Annotated in this window: 17 protein-coding genes and 1 pseudogene; 8 read left to right on the top strand and 10 right to left on the bottom strand. The window is 47.4% G+C overall.

Annotation, left to right across the window (positions count from 1 at the left end):
- Positions 1 to 7 precede the first annotated feature (7 nt).
- The 4 genes from OLMES_RS11810 to OLMES_RS11795 all read right to left on the bottom strand — a co-directional run bounded on the left by OLMES_RS11810 (position 8) and on the right by OLMES_RS11795 (position 3,796).
- Positions 8 to 496 (bottom strand): tetratricopeptide repeat protein, encoded by a 489-nt coding sequence (locus tag OLMES_RS11810; RefSeq protein WP_157678275.1) that lies wholly within the window; start codon positions 494 to 496, stop codon positions 8 to 10.
- Between the two features lie 131 nt (positions 497 to 627).
- Positions 628 to 1,797 (bottom strand): hydroxymethylglutaryl-CoA reductase, encoded by a 1,170-nt coding sequence (locus OLMES_RS11805; RefSeq protein ID WP_087461442.1) that lies wholly within the window; start codon positions 1,795 to 1,797, stop codon positions 628 to 630.
- A gap of 217 nt (positions 1,798 to 2,014) precedes the next feature.
- On the bottom strand, positions 2,015 to 3,118 hold the full coding sequence (locus OLMES_RS11800) for an NADH:flavin oxidoreductase (protein ID WP_087461441.1): 1,104 nt from the start codon (positions 3,116 to 3,118) through the stop codon (positions 2,015 to 2,017).
- 114 nt (positions 3,119 to 3,232) lie between these two features.
- Complete coding sequence (locus tag OLMES_RS11795) at positions 3,233 to 3,796, bottom strand: TetR/AcrR family transcriptional regulator (RefSeq protein WP_157678274.1); 564 nt, start codon at positions 3,794 to 3,796, stop codon at positions 3,233 to 3,235.
- A gap of 184 nt (positions 3,797 to 3,980) precedes the next feature.
- Between OLMES_RS11795 and OLMES_RS11790 the strand changes: the two genes are divergently transcribed.
- A complete protein-coding gene (locus OLMES_RS11790) occupies positions 3,981 to 4,745 on the top strand; it encodes a class II aldolase/adducin family protein (RefSeq protein WP_087461439.1) in 765 nt (254 codons plus the stop codon).
- A 314-nt stretch (positions 4,746 to 5,059) separates the two neighbouring features.
- The gene (locus OLMES_RS11785; RefSeq protein ID WP_198343311.1) at positions 5,060 to 7,969 is read left to right on the top strand and encodes a hybrid sensor histidine kinase/response regulator; all 2,910 of its coding nucleotides are present in this window, start codon (positions 5,060 to 5,062) and stop codon (positions 7,967 to 7,969) included.
- Positions 7,970 to 8,050: 81 nt separating this feature from the next.
- Here the strand turns inward: OLMES_RS11785 and trxA are convergent, their stop codons facing one another.
- Positions 8,051 to 8,398 (bottom strand): thioredoxin, encoded by a 348-nt coding sequence (gene trxA, locus OLMES_RS11780; protein WP_087461437.1) that lies wholly within the window; start codon positions 8,396 to 8,398, stop codon positions 8,051 to 8,053.
- Between the two features lie 289 nt (positions 8,399 to 8,687).
- On the opposite strand from trxA, the gene OLMES_RS11775 reads away from it, so the two are divergent.
- The 3 genes from OLMES_RS11775 (at position 8,688) to OLMES_RS11765 (ending at position 11,168) form a co-directional block, all read left to right on the top strand.
- Positions 8,688 to 9,644, top strand: a complete 957-nt coding sequence (locus OLMES_RS11775; RefSeq protein WP_087461436.1) for a LysR family transcriptional regulator — start codon at positions 8,688 to 8,690, stop codon at positions 9,642 to 9,644.
- A 300-nt stretch (positions 9,645 to 9,944) separates the two neighbouring features.
- A complete protein-coding gene (locus OLMES_RS11770; protein ID WP_087461435.1) occupies positions 9,945 to 10,433 on the top strand; it encodes an Hcp family type VI secretion system effector in 489 nt (162 codons plus the stop codon).
- 303 nt (positions 10,434 to 10,736) lie between these two features.
- Positions 10,737 to 11,168, top strand: coding sequence for a hypothetical protein (locus OLMES_RS11765; RefSeq protein WP_087461434.1), 432 nt, complete (start codon positions 10,737 to 10,739; stop codon positions 11,166 to 11,168).
- 133 nt (positions 11,169 to 11,301) lie between these two features.
- On the opposite strand, the gene OLMES_RS11760 is transcribed toward OLMES_RS11765, so the two are convergent.
- Positions 11,302 to 11,763, bottom strand: coding sequence for a hypothetical protein (locus OLMES_RS11760; protein WP_087461433.1), 462 nt, complete (start codon positions 11,761 to 11,763; stop codon positions 11,302 to 11,304).
- Between the two features lie 121 nt (positions 11,764 to 11,884).
- Between OLMES_RS11760 and OLMES_RS11755 the strand changes: the two genes are divergently transcribed.
- Positions 11,885 to 13,822: a monovalent cation:proton antiporter-2 (CPA2) family protein gene (locus tag OLMES_RS11755; protein ID WP_087461432.1), complete on the top strand. Its 1,938-nt coding sequence runs from the start codon at positions 11,885 to 11,887 to the stop codon at positions 13,820 to 13,822.
- Positions 13,823 to 13,896: 74 nt separating this feature from the next.
- Complete coding sequence (locus tag OLMES_RS11750; RefSeq protein WP_087461431.1) at positions 13,897 to 14,142, top strand: hypothetical protein; 246 nt, start codon at positions 13,897 to 13,899, stop codon at positions 14,140 to 14,142.
- 39 nt (positions 14,143 to 14,181) lie between these two features.
- Here OLMES_RS11750 and OLMES_RS11745 read toward each other — a convergent pair whose 3' ends face one another.
- From OLMES_RS11745 to OLMES_RS11735, 3 genes and pseudogenes are all read right to left on the bottom strand, one after another.
- Positions 14,182 to 14,913, bottom strand: coding sequence for a substrate-binding periplasmic protein (locus tag OLMES_RS11745; RefSeq protein ID WP_087461430.1), 732 nt, complete (start codon positions 14,911 to 14,913; stop codon positions 14,182 to 14,184).
- Positions 14,914 to 15,117: 204 nt separating this feature from the next.
- Complete coding sequence (locus OLMES_RS11740) at positions 15,118 to 15,537, bottom strand: zinc ribbon domain-containing protein (RefSeq protein ID WP_087461429.1); 420 nt, start codon at positions 15,535 to 15,537, stop codon at positions 15,118 to 15,120.
- Positions 15,538 to 15,548: 11 nt separating this feature from the next.
- Positions 15,549 to 15,869: pseudogene (locus OLMES_RS11735) on the bottom strand (acetamidase/formamidase family protein); the annotation flags it as partial.
- A gap of 39 nt (positions 15,870 to 15,908) precedes the next feature.
- On the opposite strand from OLMES_RS11735, the gene OLMES_RS28285 reads away from it, so the two are divergent.
- On the top strand, positions 15,909 to 16,226 hold the full coding sequence (locus OLMES_RS28285) for a helix-turn-helix transcriptional regulator (protein ID WP_232465323.1): 318 nt from the start codon (positions 15,909 to 15,911) through the stop codon (positions 16,224 to 16,226).
- A 19-nt stretch (positions 16,227 to 16,245) separates the two neighbouring features.
- Here the strand turns inward: OLMES_RS28285 and OLMES_RS11725 are convergent, their stop codons facing one another.
- Positions 16,246 to 17,220, bottom strand: coding sequence for a LysR family transcriptional regulator (locus tag OLMES_RS11725; protein WP_087461428.1), 975 nt, complete (start codon positions 17,218 to 17,220; stop codon positions 16,246 to 16,248).
- Positions 17,221 to 17,400: the final 180 nt, after the last annotated feature.

Below are 17,400 nucleotides of genomic sequence, written 5' to 3'. Positions count from 1 at the left end.
GATCAAATTAACGCCAGGAGGAATCCGCTTTCCCGGTAACCGCCACACCGGAAACCTTCTGATTAATCATGTCCTTTAACAGGTCATATTCCTCGCAACCGAAAAAGCAGGCTTTATCCAGTCTCGCCAGCATCTCATGGGCTTTACCGATTCGATCTGTCTCCAGGTATAGCTCACCCAGGTATTCCAATGCGCCCTTGTGTTCCGGGTCCAAGCTCAGCGCACGCTGGTAATAGATCTCTGCCTGTTCGTATTGTTTCAGTTTACGGTGCGTATAGCCCAACAGATTATAGGCATCCGCATCATTGGGATCATCGGCAACAATTTCCTTCAGGTCTACAATCGCCGCAGCGTAATTTTTCGCATCAATTTTCGTCTCGGCACTGGTCATCAATGACGACTCATTGCTCCCCCACGAGGAACTGGGTGCTGCCATAGCAACAGGGGCGGAAAGCGCAATCGTTAATGTAAGTGCAATTGATTTTAACAGTTTCATGTTTATCTCCAGGTTCAATAAAGTGTTGGTGTTTGAAGAGATATACGAACCAGGAAATAAAAAGTTGCACTTGGTTTGATATTTTTTTAATTTTCTTTTTGCAATGATAAATCTGGTAATCACTCATTGTGTTATGGCCGATTCCGTCCGTAGGCATCATGACTGGAGACCCACTCATCAGCAACCACTGCAGCCCCCAGCGATAACTCCCCACACAGTACTGTAGCCGCGACAATTTCGGCGAACTTATAGACTCTGTCCCGACCATAACAACCCAGCACATTCAAACATTCCCTCTGGGTTGGCAATCCTGTACCGCCACCGTAAGTTGCAACGACGAGTGATGGAATGGTTATCGCAAGATAGTAATCACCGTTATCGCGTATTTCGGCATAATTAATCCCCGCAGAAGACTCCGCTACATTCGCGACATCCTGACCACAGGCTATAAACATTGCGGTAATACCATTCGCATAATGGGCACCATTATTAACCGCGCCAGACATGATTGATCCCATATTCGAAAGCTGGCGCTGTCGGTACATCGCTTGCGAAGAAGTATTCAGAACAGTCTTGATCAGGTGGTCGGGTAAAACAATCTCGGCAACAACCCGTTTGCCACGTGTATGAAGATTATTGACCCAGGAATGTTTTTTATCCGTGTCAAAATTGGCAGCCAGACTGAAATGCTCCAGTCCCGGAGGGTTCTGATCCAGAATCCACATACAGGCATGTCGCGTAGCTTTACTTACCATATTCTGGCCCGCGGCGTCACCACAGGTAAAATTGAATCGTAACCAGCACATTTTGGCAGCAGCGTATTGTTCAATATTGATAAGCTTTCCAGAAGACGTTGTTTCCTCGGCTTTTGCTTTTATCTGAGCAAAATGAGCGCTGACCCAGCGTCCAAATTCCCGCGCAAATCGAGCATCCTCAAAGACAAAAACCGGTGCTCGCTGCATCGCATCGTCGATAACGGTCGTCTTTATTCCGCCAGCTTCTCGCGCAATTCGCATTCCACGACTATAACTTGCGACAAGCGTACCTTCCGAAGTCGCCATCGGCACATAGAATTCACCACGGGCATGCTCCCCGTTAACCTGCAAGGGTCCAGCAAATCCCATTGGTACCTGCGCAACCCCGGAAAAGTTTTCAATATTGCCCGGCAACAGTCCCGGATCAATCGAGTATGTTCCGATATGCTCAAGCCCTGCGCCGGTCTCCTCAGTAATCACCCTCCTCCGCTCTGTCGCCATGTCACAGGTATAATCATTATCTTTATTTCGTGGAATTTTCTGCATTATCACGCTCTCTACTTGTTGTCGTCGGTGATTATTTTTAGGGGAAATCGTTTTCCTGACATATTAACAGTAAGGCGCAGATCTGAACGGGACAAGGTTAGCATTGAATAAGGGCCGAACTTCATGCCAGGTTTGGCCTGAAAACCGGTAAAATTATGACATGGCTCTGCCCGTACAGAGCCATTTGTGTTGGGTAGGTCTTGAACCTTTAAAACAACTAGATCAGTTGTTTTAACATATCACTTTCATAAGCAATCAGATCCTGACTCTGATCCGCTTTGATTTTGTTGACCCAATCCGGGTTCGCAATTAACGCTCGACCCACGGCCACTAAATCAAATTCACCGTTGTCCATTCGGTAGACCAGATTATCGAGACTGGCTGGCTCTGCATTTTTAAAATTTTGTGTTCCTGGCTCCGGCAAGAAGTCTGAATTCAACCCCACACTGCCAACTGTAATGGCCGGCTTACCCGTAATTTTTCTCACCCAACCTGCAAGGTTTAAGTCACTTCCCTCAAATTCCGGTTCCCAGAACCGACGTGTTGAACAATGGAAAATATCGACGCCCGCATCACTGAGGGGTTGAATGAAATCCGATAAAGCTTCCGGAGTTTCAACCAGGCGAGCTGAATAATCTTGCTGCTTCCACTGAGACCAGCGTAATATAATTGGAAACTCCGGGCCCACTGCCGCACGAACAGACTGGATCAACTCAATCGCAAACCGAGATCGAGCCGCTAGATCTCCGCCATATTCATCGGAACGCTCGTTTGTGCCTGACCAGAAAAACTGATCAATCAGATAACCATGGGCACCATGGATTTCAACCGCGTCAAAACCAACCTCTTTAGCATCCCGTGCCGCCTGGGCAAAGGCTTCAATCACGTCCTGAATATCAGCTTTCGTCATTTCATGGCCTGTTACCTTGCCGGGTTTAGCCATACCCGAGGGACTGAAACCGGGTGTATCACCTTCGACCCCTGGCTTGCGCACACCACCGACATGCCACAACTGCGGTGCGATTTTACCTCCGCCAGCATGCACGGCATCCACCACTTTTTTCCACCCCTCAAGCGCTTTTTCCCCGGACATAAATGGAACGTTGGGGTAGCCCGTCGCCGCTTTATGCCCTACACAGGTTCCTTCAGTGATAATCAAGCCAACCCCGCCCTCGGCTCGACGGCGGTAATAATCAACAACCAAATCATTCGGTATATTGCCTGGTGAATACGTACGGGTCATTGGCGCCATAACGATTCGGTTTTTCAATTCCAGTGGTCCCGATTTAAACGGTTTGAATAAACTCTCGGTGGTACTCATTGATTACCTCTGCTCATAGCTTGTTATTTGAACGTTGCTTTTGACTGCGTTTCAGCCGTTTTGTTCTAGAACCCAATTAACTTACCTAAAGGTAGGTTAATTGGGTAAAATTTTTTAGCCGATCAACTGCGCGCGCATCTGCGCCATCGTATCATCAAAAATTTGTTCGCCATGGACTCGTGAATACTGCAAGGCTCCTTTACAGGCCAATACGAACAACATAGCCTGACTGCGAGTAGCGCCCGGAAATCTGAATTCACCAGACTCCTTGCCCTGCTCCAGAAGTTCGGCAATGAAATCCAGCTCATGGTCGTCCATGCGTTTAAGGGCTATTCGCATGGTATCGGGTAACGCGGTAACATCGGCTTGTAGACTGCTCAGTGGGCAAATTTTGTTTTCACCACTCGCAAACCTCAAATTACCTTTAATATACAGGTCGAGCTTATCGATCACTTTACCCGGATGACTATTGATGAGTGCAAACTGTTGCTCATGCCAGATCTGGATCGCCTCGCACAAAGCTACACCCAAGTCTGCTTTCTTGGGGAAGTGATGGTGAATGCTGGCTTTGGTAATACCCAGCTCGCGGGCTAGATCTTGATAGCTAAAGCTCTCAAAGCCCCGCGTCTGAAGCAAGGAAAGACCCAGTTCAACAATCTGTTGTTTACGATTTTTCATTCTGATCTGCATGGCGAAAGATACTAACCTACTAGTAGGTTAGTTAACAAGTACTATGTTGTAACCCCCGTAACACGCCCAATCCAGCTTAGAACCTGGAAGATTACGTTTAAAAACATGGGATTACTCGCTCACATTCACTACACTGTGGATAATTAATTAACAAATTTCAGGAGCCATCAGTTTGAACACGCCAGAAAAATCAATCAAACACAGCGTATCCCCCGAAGAATGGCAGACCCGGGTAAACCTTGCAGCTTGTTATCGCCTGATTGCCAAACATGGCTGGGATGATTTGATTTTCACGCACATCTCTGCCCGTGTGCCCGGGCCAGAAGAACACTTTCTGATAAACGCCTATGGCATGCTCTTTGAAGAAATTACTGCCAGTTCGCTGGTCAAAGTCGATCTGCATGGCAATATCGTTCAAGATACGGGATATCCGGTCAATCCTGCCGGATTCACCATACACAGTGCCATTCATGAAGCTCGGGCTGACGCAGGATGTGTCTTGCATACCCACACACGTGCAGGCATCGCCGTATCTACACAAGAGGATGGTCTGCTCCCCTTGTCGCAAATATCCATGTTGCCCTGCTCCTCGCTGGCCTATCACGAGTATGAAGGTATAGCGCTCAATGGAGAGGAAAAACCACGCCTGGTAGCAGACCTCGGCACAAACAATTTTATGATTCTGAGAAATCATGGCCTGCTTACGGTTGGCCAGTCTATCCCGGAAGCATTTTTATTTATGTACGCGCTAGAAACGGCCTGTCAAACCCAGGTGATGGCGCAGTCTACCCAACAGTCGCTTCGTCTGATTGATCCCCGGATTGTGGCCGGGGTAAAAGCCCAGGTCCAACTTGTTACCAAGGGTATGGGAGGTGATCTCGCATGGCCTGCATTACTTCGCAAGCTGGATCGCCTGGATCCGTCCTACAAAGATTAAACCAAACAACCGACACACACCCAGGCGCAAAGATATTTTTTATTTCGAGCCGGGTGTGAATGCTGGTCGAGTTAGCCAGTAATTGTCTACACTGGTGATAGTATCTGGAATAAATACAGCCCATTGACGGCTATAGACATTGGGCCTAAAAATGTTAAAACTGAGCAATTACTAACAAACCTCAACGACGCACCTACCCGGATAAACTAACATTTGTTAGCTAAAGTAATAATCGGCTCACGGCGAAAAACACAGGCGGCATGGAATTGCGAAGGTCGAAAATACCATTGATCGTGCGAACTCGAACCACAAAAATGACAATCAGCCCGGCGCCATACGGGTATTTGATCGGTTTCCTGTTGCTAACAATAATGCTCAATACATTAGGTAACGCTGCCTACGGGTTTACTGATCCGCCCCCCAACAAACCCCTGGTCAGAGCTCACGAACAGCAGCGAGCGCAAGTCGCCAAGACACGCGATATTCAGCCCCTTAAACTAAATGATAAAATTCAACAATACAGTGTTGACTTATCAGTTCGCTATATCAAAGACCCTGAACTTGAAATGACGGTGAAAGATGTTATCAAGCTCAAGGATGAACAATTCAAACAAAATCTCAAAGGTCCATTAAATCTGGGATTTTCAGATGCAGCGATCTGGACTAAAACCACCTTGGTTTACACTGGAGAACAACCGGAATCGCGATTTTTGATTGAGGTGGATTCAACGTTAATCGACCACGTCGAGTTTTATCTGGCATCTGGTGGAAAGGTTCTCAGTCGGGACTACAGTGGCTATAACACTGCTTTCACCAGTCGTCCCATTGGCTATCCAAGTCAACTATTTCCGTTTACCCTGCAACAGGGAGAGACTGTTGACCTGTATCTGCGAATGGAAAGCATCAATTCAATGCACATCCCAATCCGGATCTTCACTCCCATCGGGCTGGCGCAACACATTAGCGAGGTTCAGACTTTTCACGGGATATTCATTGGCGGCGTGGTGATCATGCTCGCTTATAATCTCTTGATGTTCTTAGCGGATCGAAACCGGGCATATTTTTACTATGTCTTTTACATCCTGTTTTATCTGGTATTTGTAACCACTGAACGGGTTCACGGCTTACAACTATTCGGTGGCATTCCGATTTTCCTGCATAAAAAATATTTAGCCATCTATATCTGGTGTTCCTGGCTGGGCGCGTTCAGCATGGGCCGCCATTTTATGAATGCCGCCACGTATATGCCAGAACTGGATCGCGTACTTCGTGTTGCGATCCATGCGACATTAGTTTCAATTTTCATATCCTATTTTGTCCATCCTGCAGAGGCCATTCAATGGGCGGTCATCGGCACAGCTGTGGGTACTGGTTTTATTGCTTACTTCAGCTATACCGCCATGTCGCGAGATATTCCCGGTGCCCATCCGTATTTTTGGGCATGGGCTGTCAATTTCACGGGTGTGGGAATTTACACGCTGACAATCATGGGCGAACTGCCATTTAACACGTTCACCGAACACACACCTCAACTCGGTATAATCTGCCACTTAATCCTGATGTCTTTCGCTTTGGCAGAACGGATCAAAAAGGCGCAGCAACAAGTTATCCTGGCCAATGCCAGTGCCATGGGGCACTTAAAGCGTTATCAAGACCTTTTAGACAATGTCGCAGAGGGCATCTTCCAGATATCATTAAGCGGCCGATTCATTGCTGCGAACCCGGCGATGGTATCGTTACTGGGTTATCGTTCTGCAGATGATTTACTGACCCACTCCGACGACGCAATTCTGACCTGCTTCGAAGACCCAAGAATTCAACGAAAAGTGAAACGGAGTCTGGAATGCGGAGATTCAATTCAAGGCCTGGAAGCCCAACTACGGACCCGTAACGGAACGCTACGTTGGGCAGAATCAACAATTCGAGTGATACTCGACGAGGACGGTCGACCAGCACACTATGAAGGTTTAATTGTCGACGTGACGGAGAAAGTAGAACAGGAAAAGTCGGAACGCGACCACAAGGAAGACCGACTCCTGAGGCAAATTGCAGAAAACTCAGCCCAAGCCAAAAGTCAGTTTCTGGCCAATATGAGCCACGAAATCCGAACGCCGTTGACTGCCATTATTGGCTATGGTGAGGCGCTACTTGATGAGTCATCTTCAAAGCAAAACCGAACCGACGCATCCAACACCATTGTCCACAGCGGTTACCACTTGCTGGAGCTAATAAACGACATTCTCGATTACTCTAAAGTTGAAGCGGGAAAACTTGAGCTTGAGCCACTCCCCGTATCTGTACCCGAAATTATTGCGGATGTTTTGCAAAAAATGGCCCCCACCATGCGTGCTAACGGGCTGTCGTTCGAGGTCATCTATGACACAGATTTGCCCGAGTTTATTCAAACAGATCCAACCCGGCTTAGACAAATGCTGCTCAAGATCTGTAAGTATTCCGCAGAATTAACCGAAAAGGGAACCATACAACTCAGATTTGGCTGCAGCAAAGAACAACAACTGTTGCACTGCAAAGTCCGCGATACCGGTCAAGGCTTCACGCCAGAGCAACTCAACAGCCTCATTGACCACTTTACCCAGGTGTCTCCTGTTGTTGCCCGCGAGTTTGGCAGTATCCGGCTGGCAATGTCATTGGTCCATCGGCTGGCAGAAATGCTTGGTGGCGCCCTGACTATTAACAGCACCCGGTATGAGGGAAGCACTTATTCTCTGGATATCGCAACTGGAGCACTCATTGACACGCGTTGGCTTTCTGAAGATGCATTGCCAGCCGTTCCGGAATTGCCTAAAGTAGCCAAACCCGCGTTGGATATCGAAGAGAACGTCCAATTCAATGGCACTATACTGGTTGCAGAAGACAACCCCGCCAACCAAGCGCTAATGCGATTAGTACTAAAACGTTTCGGCGTAACGGTTGACTTTGCAGAAAACGGCCAAATTGCAGTGAAAAAAGCATTGCGTCAGCACCCTGACGTTATCTTGATGGATCACCATATGCCAGTTATGAGCGGTCCAGAGGCGATCAATGAATTACGTCAGCGCGGCTATAAAGGCACCATCATTTCATTCACAGCGAGCGATGCGCCTGATGAGCTTGCAATGCTGGAACAAGCTGGCAGTAATGGCATTCTGGCCAAGCCCATCATTCACGATGAGCTTGTCTGCCTGCTCACACAATATCTAACACCGCAAAATATCACGACTTAACGCATTGCCACTCGCCAACTCCGTAGTGTCGCTTATCGTTTAACGACTATAATCTTTCAACAACTACATATTGTTTTTCAACTACAGCGTCTTACGAATAAACTCGGCCAGGTGGGATTTAGCTGCAACACCACTGTGACTGGCCACTGCTTCGCCATTTTTGAATATTTTAAGGGTTGGAATGCTACGAATGCCGAGTTCAGCCGCGATCTCCTGATTTTCATCGACATTAATTTTCACGACCTTGATATCATCTGCAAATTGATCCGCTAAATCTTCCAGAATCGGCGCGATCGCATGGCACGGTCCACACCACTCTGCCCAGAAGTCAACCAATACTGGAGATTGTGACGACTTCACAATATCAGCAAATTCGGCTTCCGTCACATGTTGGATTGCTGTAGTTGTTTGTGCAATGGATTCTATCATCGAAAGCTCCTCTTTCAGGCTCTGGCACACGCCCTGTAAGTCAGAGTTGTGCTATTTATCTTCTTAATCATATTTATCATGACCACTATATTGCTCATTTTTCCTTGATGGATCCAATTCATGTTCGATATAAATTACATCATATATATTTATATTTTTGTGTGCATTCATCACATCATTTAATATTAAAAGGCATCTCAACCTAATTGCGCATACAATTAACTATGAGTACTGCGGTAAAGTTATAAAAACACATGGATCAACGAAACCGAGCCGGGTAGCAGAACATATGAAGAACCAGGAACTCACACTGCTGTATATTTTTGATGCCATTATGACTGAAGGCTCGATTACCCGAGCTGCAGATCGATTGGCCATGACTCAGCCTGCCGTCTCCAATGCGGTCTCCAGAATGAGGCAAGTATGGAATGACCCGCTTTTCGTCAAGAAAGGTCGTTTGATAGAACCCACTTCATTTGCCCGGAGCCTCTGGGATCAGGTACGTGATCCGATGCATGACCTTTCTCATGCCGTGAGTTCCAGTCATTTCGATCCAATTGACTCTAAACGCAAGTTTCGCATCGCTGTAGCAGACGTTATGGTCGAGCTGATTTGGCAACCTCTTGCTTGCCAATTGGAGAAGCTGGCACCGGGTGTTGATTTGCATGCGGTGCCCTATACGGCAGAATCCGCCTACGAACAACTAAGGGAAGCCCATGTCGATCTGGCCATCGGGAAACTTAACGGACATGATCACAGCTTACGCAGTATTTGGTTGTTTGATGGTGAGTATGTGCTCGCCATGGGCGCCCACCACCCACTTGCGGGGAAACAAATCTCACTTGAGCAATTTACCGGAGAGCGGCATTTACTGGTCTCCCTTTCCGGGCACCCTTCCGGCATTATCGACCAAGTGCTCCAGCAACAAGGATTGAAACGGCGCGTTGCCGTTACCGTAAACCACTTCCCCGCAGTACCCAATCTACTCCGAAACAGTAATATGATTGCCGTACTCCCGAAGTTTGCAGTGGGTAATCCGGCATTCGATGAAAGCATCTGGCTCACAGATGTTCCTTTGGAACTCGACCCCATTAGCGTCTATCTGTTCTGGCATACGCGCCATGATCGTGACCCGGGTTTAATCTGGATGCGGCAGCTTGTTGAGCAGATTACCAAAGATCGGTGGTCTCTTTGTAAACACTGTACCGCAGATGCGACACAACTGTACCGCAGATGCGACACATAAGCATGAATCCGGACATAACCTCAAACCGATTTCGGGTTCGCTTCAGTAACGCCAGCCACCTATGACTATCAACCAGCCCTGCTTTTTGAGACCGTATTAACATTTTCATTGTGCGCGGGTTAGCACTATCAACCCGCTCAAAGTAATTTTTGTATTAAACCAAAAAAGAATGAGGGTTTGACCGTCCGTTCCTCGCCTTTATAAGTAACCTTGCTTAAACAAGCTAAACGAACACTGAGTTAAGCGGAACTTAAAGAGTAAGACAAACACATAATTGAACTGAATTTAAAGGTGAACAAAATGGCTATTTTCTTAGAATGGGACGGCGGATCAATCAAAGGTAACGTAACAGCTGAAGGCTACACTGACTGGATAAAGCTGGAAAACCTGCAATTTGGTGTGGGTCGTGGGATCACCATGGAAGCCGGCAACATGTCAAACCGTGAAGCGACACGCCCGAATATGAGCGAAGTTTCGGTCAGCAAAGTAATGGATGGCGCTTCATCCGGTCTGTTCCAGGAAGCTTTGGTGGGCTCAGACGGTAAAAAAGTTGTCATTACCGTAGTGAAAACCGGCGCAGATAAAGTAGAAGAGTATGTTAAATACGAACTGGAAGATGCCATCATCAGCTCTTACAGCATGTCTGCTGGCGATTCTGGCCCTCCATTCGAAAACCTGGCAATTAGCTACTCCCAGCTGACTATGGCGTACACAGCAGCAGACAAGAAAAATACCGCTGGCAACCAAGGCATTGTTGGATACAGCCTTACAGCAGGTAAGAAAGTATAATCGCAGCGAATTCACGAGAGCCCGTTACGGGCTCTCGTACTCTTTAGCCTGCACCAATACACCTACCGCTTTCACTTCCACCGCACTGCCCCGAATATACCTGCCCCCCCGTACACACGCCAGAATACAAACAGTCTCAATTACACACCGTTACACGCACTTACACTTTGAAATATTTGTATATTTTTCAACAAGATAGAGCATCAGCAAAAATCTACTTGGCACACCTGTTGCTCTGCTTTAAGTGGATACTCAGAATTATAAACACACTTTCACCTTATCCCATCTAGAGCAGGAGATGTTATGAGTGATAAAAACTGGATGTTGAACCCATCCGCAATCCGTGCAGCCCGTACCTGTATCCAGATTACCCAAGAAGAACTGGATATTAAATTGAAACTCTCACACCCGCAATTCATTGAATTACTGGGAGATTACGTAGAATTAACCGAGTCTGACGAACTGCTTCAAGCCTACGAAGAACTTTTAAATTTTGCGGGCAAAACTTTCGTCCGTAAAACACAGAAAGTCAGATCCATCGACAGCGCACGAAATAATGTGACAGCGTTTACCGGGAAATCTGCAGAACCCAGCACAAACGCACCAAACGAATACGCCGACGCACAAAAACAGGACATGGATGAGCTCATAGAATACTGTGGCAGAACCTACAGGCGATTCGAAGGTGACCTGGAATTCAAAGGTTTATATCGTGGCCAGCCGAGGTATGCATAACGCCTCACATACTCCGCAATACCACTAATCAACTTTGATTTAGGTCTGCTGCTGTCACTTAAACAACAACAATGCAGCAGAATAAACCAAGAAACGGTAACGTCCCTTCAAGCCTCTTTTCGAAATTCCGACCCTAATTTTTCTTCACCCAATTTTGCCACCGCTTTTGTCGATAACGATACAAAAGATGAGCAAAACCATAGATAAGTGGGGTGAGCATACCAGCCTGAATTTCCACGATATCACGATAATGGCAATGTTCGGACCGGATCTGGCAGTCCTTCAGGTTACAGGTTTGAACCTCGATAGTATGATTCCAGACTTTCACCAACCCGCCGCCTTCCTCAGTCACCAATTGCAAATTTATATCATCCACTGCGCAAAATCGAAGCTGGTGTTTCCACAATGGTATAAATTCGAAAAGGTACAACCGCGTTGTCAATATTTGTCCCGGCTCCCAGCATTTCGGAAACTGTTGTGCTTCGCCAAACCGCAATAAACCACTGCAGATGTACTGCAAAGTACGACTCAGTTTAACCTGGCTCCACACAACCTTAGCCGACACCGGCAAAGTTGTTTCGATAATGGCCTTCATGTTATTTCCCTTTCAACGCTATAATCTGCTCAGCAGCATAAACCCTGAAGTAACATCAGGGTCAAGTAATCTCAATACCACTGATTGTTAAAAAATTACGAAATCAAGAAAGGGCCCACTTATGACTGGCTACTTTATTCAAGCCTTTATCTATCTCATCGCCGCAATCATTGCCGTGCCTATTGCTAAACGATTTGGTCTGGGGTCTGTACTCGGCTATCTCGTAGCAGGCGTTATCATCGGCCCGATGATCGGGTTAGTCGGAGAAGAGACCGCAACGATTCAGCATTTTGCGGAGTTCGGTGTGGTAATGATGCTGTTTTTGGTGGGCCTGGAACTTGAGCCAAAGATGCTTTGGCACATGCGTAACCGTTTGCTGGGCCTGGGTGGACTGCAAGTCGCCGGAACCACACTCGCAGTCACCCTGCTTGCAATCAATGTCTTTGATCAGAGTTTTAACGTTGCCCTGACAATCGGTCTCATTTTTGCGCTTTCTTCCACTGCAATTGTGTTGCAGACCCTGGATGAAAAACAACTCAGTAAAACAGACGGTGGCCGCTCAGCATTCTCAGTACTGCTTTTTCAAGATATTGCGGTCATCCCGATGCTTGCCTTGATACCACTACTCGCGGTACCGGAGTTGATGGATGCTGCCGCTCAATCGGGTGCTGGCCTAGGCGGGGAGACTCACTCGGATATCAGTCTCGCCAATCACCTTTCAGGCTGGCCCTACGGTTTGGTGATGGCAGGTGCAGTGGCATTAGTTATCGCGGGTGGTCACTATTTCTGCCACCCGCTGTTCAAGTTTGTCGCCAAATCAGGCTTGCGGGAAATCTTCACTGCGACCGCACTGATGCTGATTATCGGGATATCAGCGCTGATGGGTCTTGTTGGTTTATCACCGGCCCTCGGGGCATTTCTTGCCGGTGTCGTGCTGGCAAACAGTGAATTCCGACATGAGTTAGAAAGCACGATAGAGCCCTTTAAGGGATTATTATTGGGATTATTCTTTATTACAGTTGGGGCAGGTATTCAGTTTAACCTGTTGTTTGATAATTTTTTCTCAGTAATTGGCCTTACACTGGGTATCATGGCAATAAAATTTACCATATTGTTGCTCTTGGGCTTTAGTTTCCGAATTCGTGGCAGTGACCGTTGGCTGTTTTCGCTTTCACTTGCACAAGCGGGTGAATTCGGCTTTGTACTGTTGAATTTTGGAGCACAAAACCATGTGCTTGATCACGCCACAGTACAACTTCTTTCCCTTGTTGTGGCTTTATCCATGGTCTTCACACCCGCCCTGTTTATTGCCTTTGATCGTTACATCCTGCCGCGCTTTGAACATAAAAAGAATGACCCAGAGACAGATGAAATCACTGAACAGGGAACGGTAATTATTGCCGGTATTGGACGTTTTGGCCAAATCATAAACCGACTCCTTGTCGCCAACGGTATCCACACCGTGGTGCTGGATCACGAGATTACCCAAGTCGAAAATGTCCGACGCTTTGATATGAAAGGCTACTTCGGTGATGCCTCCCGGCTGGATCTCTTGCACACCGCCGGAATTGACAATGCAGCGTGCATCGTCATCGCAATCGATGATAAAATCCGTTCCGTTGAAATCACCCAAACGGTAAAACGACACCATCCCCATGTTAAAGTAATGGCCCGCGCTTTTGATCGGGGCCACCTTTACCAACTCCGGCAAGCCGGTGCAGATCATATTATTGCAGAAACCTATCACTCAGCCCTTGAGTTGGGCGGGCAGGTTTTAATGGGTCTCGGCTTCAACAAGCGCCATGCTGATATCGTAAAAGCAGCATTCGTCGATATCGAGAAACGACACCAGGATGAGCTCTATGAGGCCTGGCAATCACTGACAGAAGACATCAAATTCAGCAGTCAGTACAGCAAGCTCTTTATCACACTGGAGCAGGTAATGGGTGAGGAAATGAAAAAAACCTGTGAGCACCTCACCGACTACACGGGAAGCAAACCTGCCCATGGTCAAGCCGATGAAGCACAAAAGCCGCAATCCGAAGGCTCCACATCGTGAATGCAACATTTATTGCAATCAAAGCCTGGGGCCGCTACCCTATGACGCTTTACTGATTACACTGTTCGAAATTTATGTCCAAACTGAGCCACCTGATCCAGCAAGCCAAAAACAGTCGCCGTATCAACGATATGTTCAAAACCGAAACGTTGACTTTCAAACCAATGGAAGGGACTGCCCCTGAAATCGAGGGTGATCTGGATTTGCGGTTGGCTCAGTTAGAACAGATACTGTTTACCGATGATCAGGAGCTGTTATTCCTGCACCAACAATGTGACCTCATAAGTGAGCTGTCACAAATAGCAGAAGCTTTAAAATAGCGCTGGCCCAAAGGGTTGAGCCTGAAACGTCAACAGGCCTCAGTCTTCTGTGTCCAGCCACTCGTGAACTATTTTTCTGACAACCCCCTCCTCCTTCAGTCTGAGAAACAGCTCATCAAACTCCGCAAACCGAACCAGATAGGCTGATTTTCGAGACATCATGAAATTAATCGGCAGCTCACTCAAGACTAATGGCTCGGCAAAAGGTGCCAGATTGGGTTCGGTTTCTACGATTGCGTACATGATATCGATATCACCTGCAACGGCATCGATACGGCCCAAGGACAACATATTCAAGAGGTTCCGATACTTCACGGACCCAAGTTTTTCAATATTCTTATCATTATCAAACTGCGCGGTAACTGCTGCATGTCGAATCACGCCAACCCGTAAACCTCGCATTTGATTGTATTGAGTAATAGGCAAATCGCGAGCAGAAATTACACCTCTTCGTATCGTGTAAAGCTCGCTACCAGTCTGGATATCATTCGAGCCGGTCGCAATCAAGGTGATGCTAATATCACATACACCACTATTCAATGATTCAATCACCCTGGGGTAAGGGGCAAGACGACGAATAGCCTCGACACCACTACGCTTCTGGAACACATTAAACAGATCTGGATATACCCCCTTGATTTCTCCGGTCAGCTTATCCTCTTCACCCCATTTTTCAATGTCAACGATACAGATACTTAATGGTGCAGCAATACCCCGAATGCTCATAAACAACGAAAACAGCGCGGCTAGCGCAACGTAATTTATGTTCATTTTTCCCCCTTACCTCCGAGGACAAAACATCATTGTAGCGCAAATGAATAGGGATGAGACACGGGGAAATAAATCAACCTCAATCAATACTGCAACAATCATCTTCCGGGGACACCAGTAGAACAACTACCGAGAACCTTGTTGATAAGCCAGCCACATCCCTGTTGGCCAGATGCTTGCCATCAAATTAGTGACTGCTATCAGTTAGTGACTGATCATCCACGGTCGCTGGGAGGGGAAGATTTTGCTGCCATCCGGCAAGAAAACCACCTGTTGTTTTAAAGACGATTGATCCGATCGATGTTCATGGCTGCAGCCGCACTGACCCGGCTGCTGTCTGCCATGACTACCCGTTGCTTCTTTTCGCCGGTAAAAATCAGCCTTGTCACTCGCCTCGGCTCGAGAATCCAGCGTCGAAACAATAGGTTCATGCTTTGCTTTTTCTTGCACGGCCCGCGCCCTGCGCTGTTCCGGGGCCATTGCAAGCACCTGTGGCGGAATCATGATCACTCTCGGGCTTGGAACACCGCACAAGGGACAGGCACAGGGTTGCGCACTGCCCTCAAGCGTTGCTAGCTCATGAAACAAGCCATGCTCTCGACATTTGTAATCGTACACTGGCATATCAAGACTCCTTATTTATCCAGGGACAACGGAATATCAACACTGCCATCAAGCTTGATTTCCGGTCCATCCGCATTAGGTTGAACATCAAATTCAAAGATATCCGTAGGCAACCATAACGTGGCACAAGCGTTAGGAATATCCACCACACCACTAATATGGCCCTGAACAGGTGCCACTCCCAGAATCGCATAGGCTTGTGCTTTGGTATAACCAAACTTGGTCAAATATTCGATGGCGTTCAAACAAGCCTGACGGTAGGCGATATGAACATCAAGATAATGCTGAGTGCCCTGCTCATCCACCGAAATACCTTCAAAAATCAGATTCAACTCGTACTGTCCAGCCACTTCAACAAAGACAAAGGCCTGATGTTGAAGATCAATGAACAACCGGTCGAGATAAAATATATTGGCAACGCCAAAAACAACGAACATCTACTGCGCTTGGTAGACCTGCAAAAACCGAGTGATTCGGAGCGCTTAAAAGACAGCCTGGACCTCACAGCCCGGGAAGCTGAAGTACTGTTGTGGATTGCCAAAGGCAAAAGCAACGGTGAAATCGGCACAATTCTGGGTGTCAGCCCCAGAACTGTGAACAAACACCTTGAACAGATATTCCGAAAACTCAGCGTGGAAAACCGCACATCCGCCGCAGTGAAAGCGCTGAGTGTGCTTGAACCGGTCTAACCAGTACCCGATTTCAGGACTACTGTAGCGGCGGGCGGGTTTCCCGAGTGAGTTTTGCCATGTTTGATTGCAAGCAACAAGCCGGCCCACAACGTTCCCACTCCTGACGGGCAAATCGGGTGATATTCTCCCGTAGCCAGATAATGCCCGGATCCTGATCATCTCTCGGGTGCCAGCCTACAGCAACTTGTGTGGGCGGAAAACTTACCGGTGGTGCGGTGATATGGAGCTCTCCCGCCAGCGCCGCTTTTGCCACTACAGTATTGGCGATAACACAAATCAGATCCGTACCCAGTAACATCTGTGGTACCGAGGCAAAGTGGTTTACCGTCATGGCTACCCGTCGCTTTTTGCCAATCAGACTAAGTGCCTCATCCACAAATCCGGACGGATCACCTGACAAGGACACGAGCAGATGATCGGCCTCAAGATAGCGCTCCAGAGTCAATTCTTCGCTGGCAAGCGGGTGATCTTTACGCATTGCACAGACGTATTCACCCCGAAACAGCAGTTCACTTCGGTCTGACGGTCTCAGGTCATCTTTCACGCCAATGACCATTTCAGCTTCAGCGTTGGCAAGCAAGGTTTGGGAGTTCAGCCGGGAATATGGAATAGCATGTAAATCAATATTGGGTGCCTCACGCTCTATCAATTTACGCATCGGTAACCAGACCAGATCCACCATAATATCGGCGCAGGCGACCCGGAAACGACGCCGGGCGGTTGCCGGATCGAAACTTTTCGGGTCAACCGCATCTCGAATCTGGGTTAACGGTGAATTAATCTGCTGCCAAAGGTTAAGGGCAAACTGGGTAGGCTTAATACCCCGCCCTTCTTTGATAAATAACGGGTTGTTCCAGACTTGTCGCATCCTCGCAACTGCATTGGAAACCGCAGGCTGGGTCATGGACAGCCGCTCCGCAGCCGAACTGATTGAATTTTCAGTCATGATGGCATCAAAGATAATCAACAGGTTTAAATCAACATTTTTCATTCATCTTTCTCTACGGCTTTTGGAACTGCTCAGGCTTGCTTTCAATATACCAGTATACCCATTCATTCACGCATATGATATTTCATTCACATTAATGATGTATTAAATACCACCTAAATTCTGCAAACAACATTGTACTTGAAAAGAAAAAGGCGATTTGATTCAATTGGTTATCATCAA

Source organism: Oleiphilus messinensis, from assembly GCF_002162375.1.
Classification (GTDB): domain Bacteria; phylum Pseudomonadota; class Gammaproteobacteria; order Pseudomonadales; family Oleiphilaceae; genus Oleiphilus; species Oleiphilus messinensis.
Note: the sequence above shows the minus strand (reverse complement) of the source record. Positions and strands in the feature narration are given on the sequence as shown.

Bases quoted from the DNA above. Each gene is read 5' to 3' on its own strand.
- OLMES_RS11810 (WP_157678275.1), bottom strand. From the start codon at position 496: ATGAAACTGTTAAAATCAATTGCACTTACATTAACGATTGCGCTTTCC.
- OLMES_RS11805 (WP_087461442.1), bottom strand. From the start codon at position 1,797: ATGCAGAAAATTCCACGAAATAAAGATAATGATTATACCTGTGACATG.
- OLMES_RS11800 (WP_087461441.1), bottom strand. From the start codon at position 3,118: ATGAGTACCACCGAGAGTTTATTCAAACCGTTTAAATCGGGACCACTG.
- OLMES_RS11795 (WP_157678274.1), bottom strand. From the start codon at position 3,796: ATGAAAAATCGTAAACAACAGATTGTTGAACTGGGTCTTTCCTTGCTT.
- OLMES_RS11785 (WP_198343311.1), top strand. From the start codon at position 5,060: ATGACAATCAGCCCGGCGCCATACGGGTATTTGATCGGTTTCCTGTTG.
- trxA (WP_087461437.1), bottom strand. From the start codon at position 8,398: ATGATAGAATCCATTGCACAAACAACTACAGCAATCCAACATGTGACG.
- OLMES_RS11775 (WP_087461436.1), top strand. From the start codon at position 8,688: ATGAAGAACCAGGAACTCACACTGCTGTATATTTTTGATGCCATTATG.
- OLMES_RS11770 (WP_087461435.1), top strand. From the start codon at position 9,945: ATGGCTATTTTCTTAGAATGGGACGGCGGATCAATCAAAGGTAACGTA.
- OLMES_RS11765 (WP_087461434.1), top strand. From the start codon at position 10,737: ATGAGTGATAAAAACTGGATGTTGAACCCATCCGCAATCCGTGCAGCC.
- OLMES_RS11760 (WP_087461433.1), bottom strand. From the start codon at position 11,763: ATGAAGGCCATTATCGAAACAACTTTGCCGGTGTCGGCTAAGGTTGTG.
- OLMES_RS11755 (WP_087461432.1), top strand. From the start codon at position 11,885: ATGACTGGCTACTTTATTCAAGCCTTTATCTATCTCATCGCCGCAATC.
- OLMES_RS11750 (WP_087461431.1), top strand. From the start codon at position 13,897: ATGTCCAAACTGAGCCACCTGATCCAGCAAGCCAAAAACAGTCGCCGT.
- OLMES_RS11745 (WP_087461430.1), bottom strand. From the start codon at position 14,913: ATGAACATAAATTACGTTGCGCTAGCCGCGCTGTTTTCGTTGTTTATG.
- OLMES_RS11740 (WP_087461429.1), bottom strand. From the start codon at position 15,537: ATGCCAGTGTACGATTACAAATGTCGAGAGCATGGCTTGTTTCATGAG.
- OLMES_RS28285 (WP_232465323.1), top strand. From the start codon at position 15,909: ATGTTGAAGATCAATGAACAACCGGTCGAGATAAAATATATTGGCAAC.
- OLMES_RS11725 (WP_087461428.1), bottom strand. From the start codon at position 17,220: ATGAAAAATGTTGATTTAAACCTGTTGATTATCTTTGATGCCATCATG.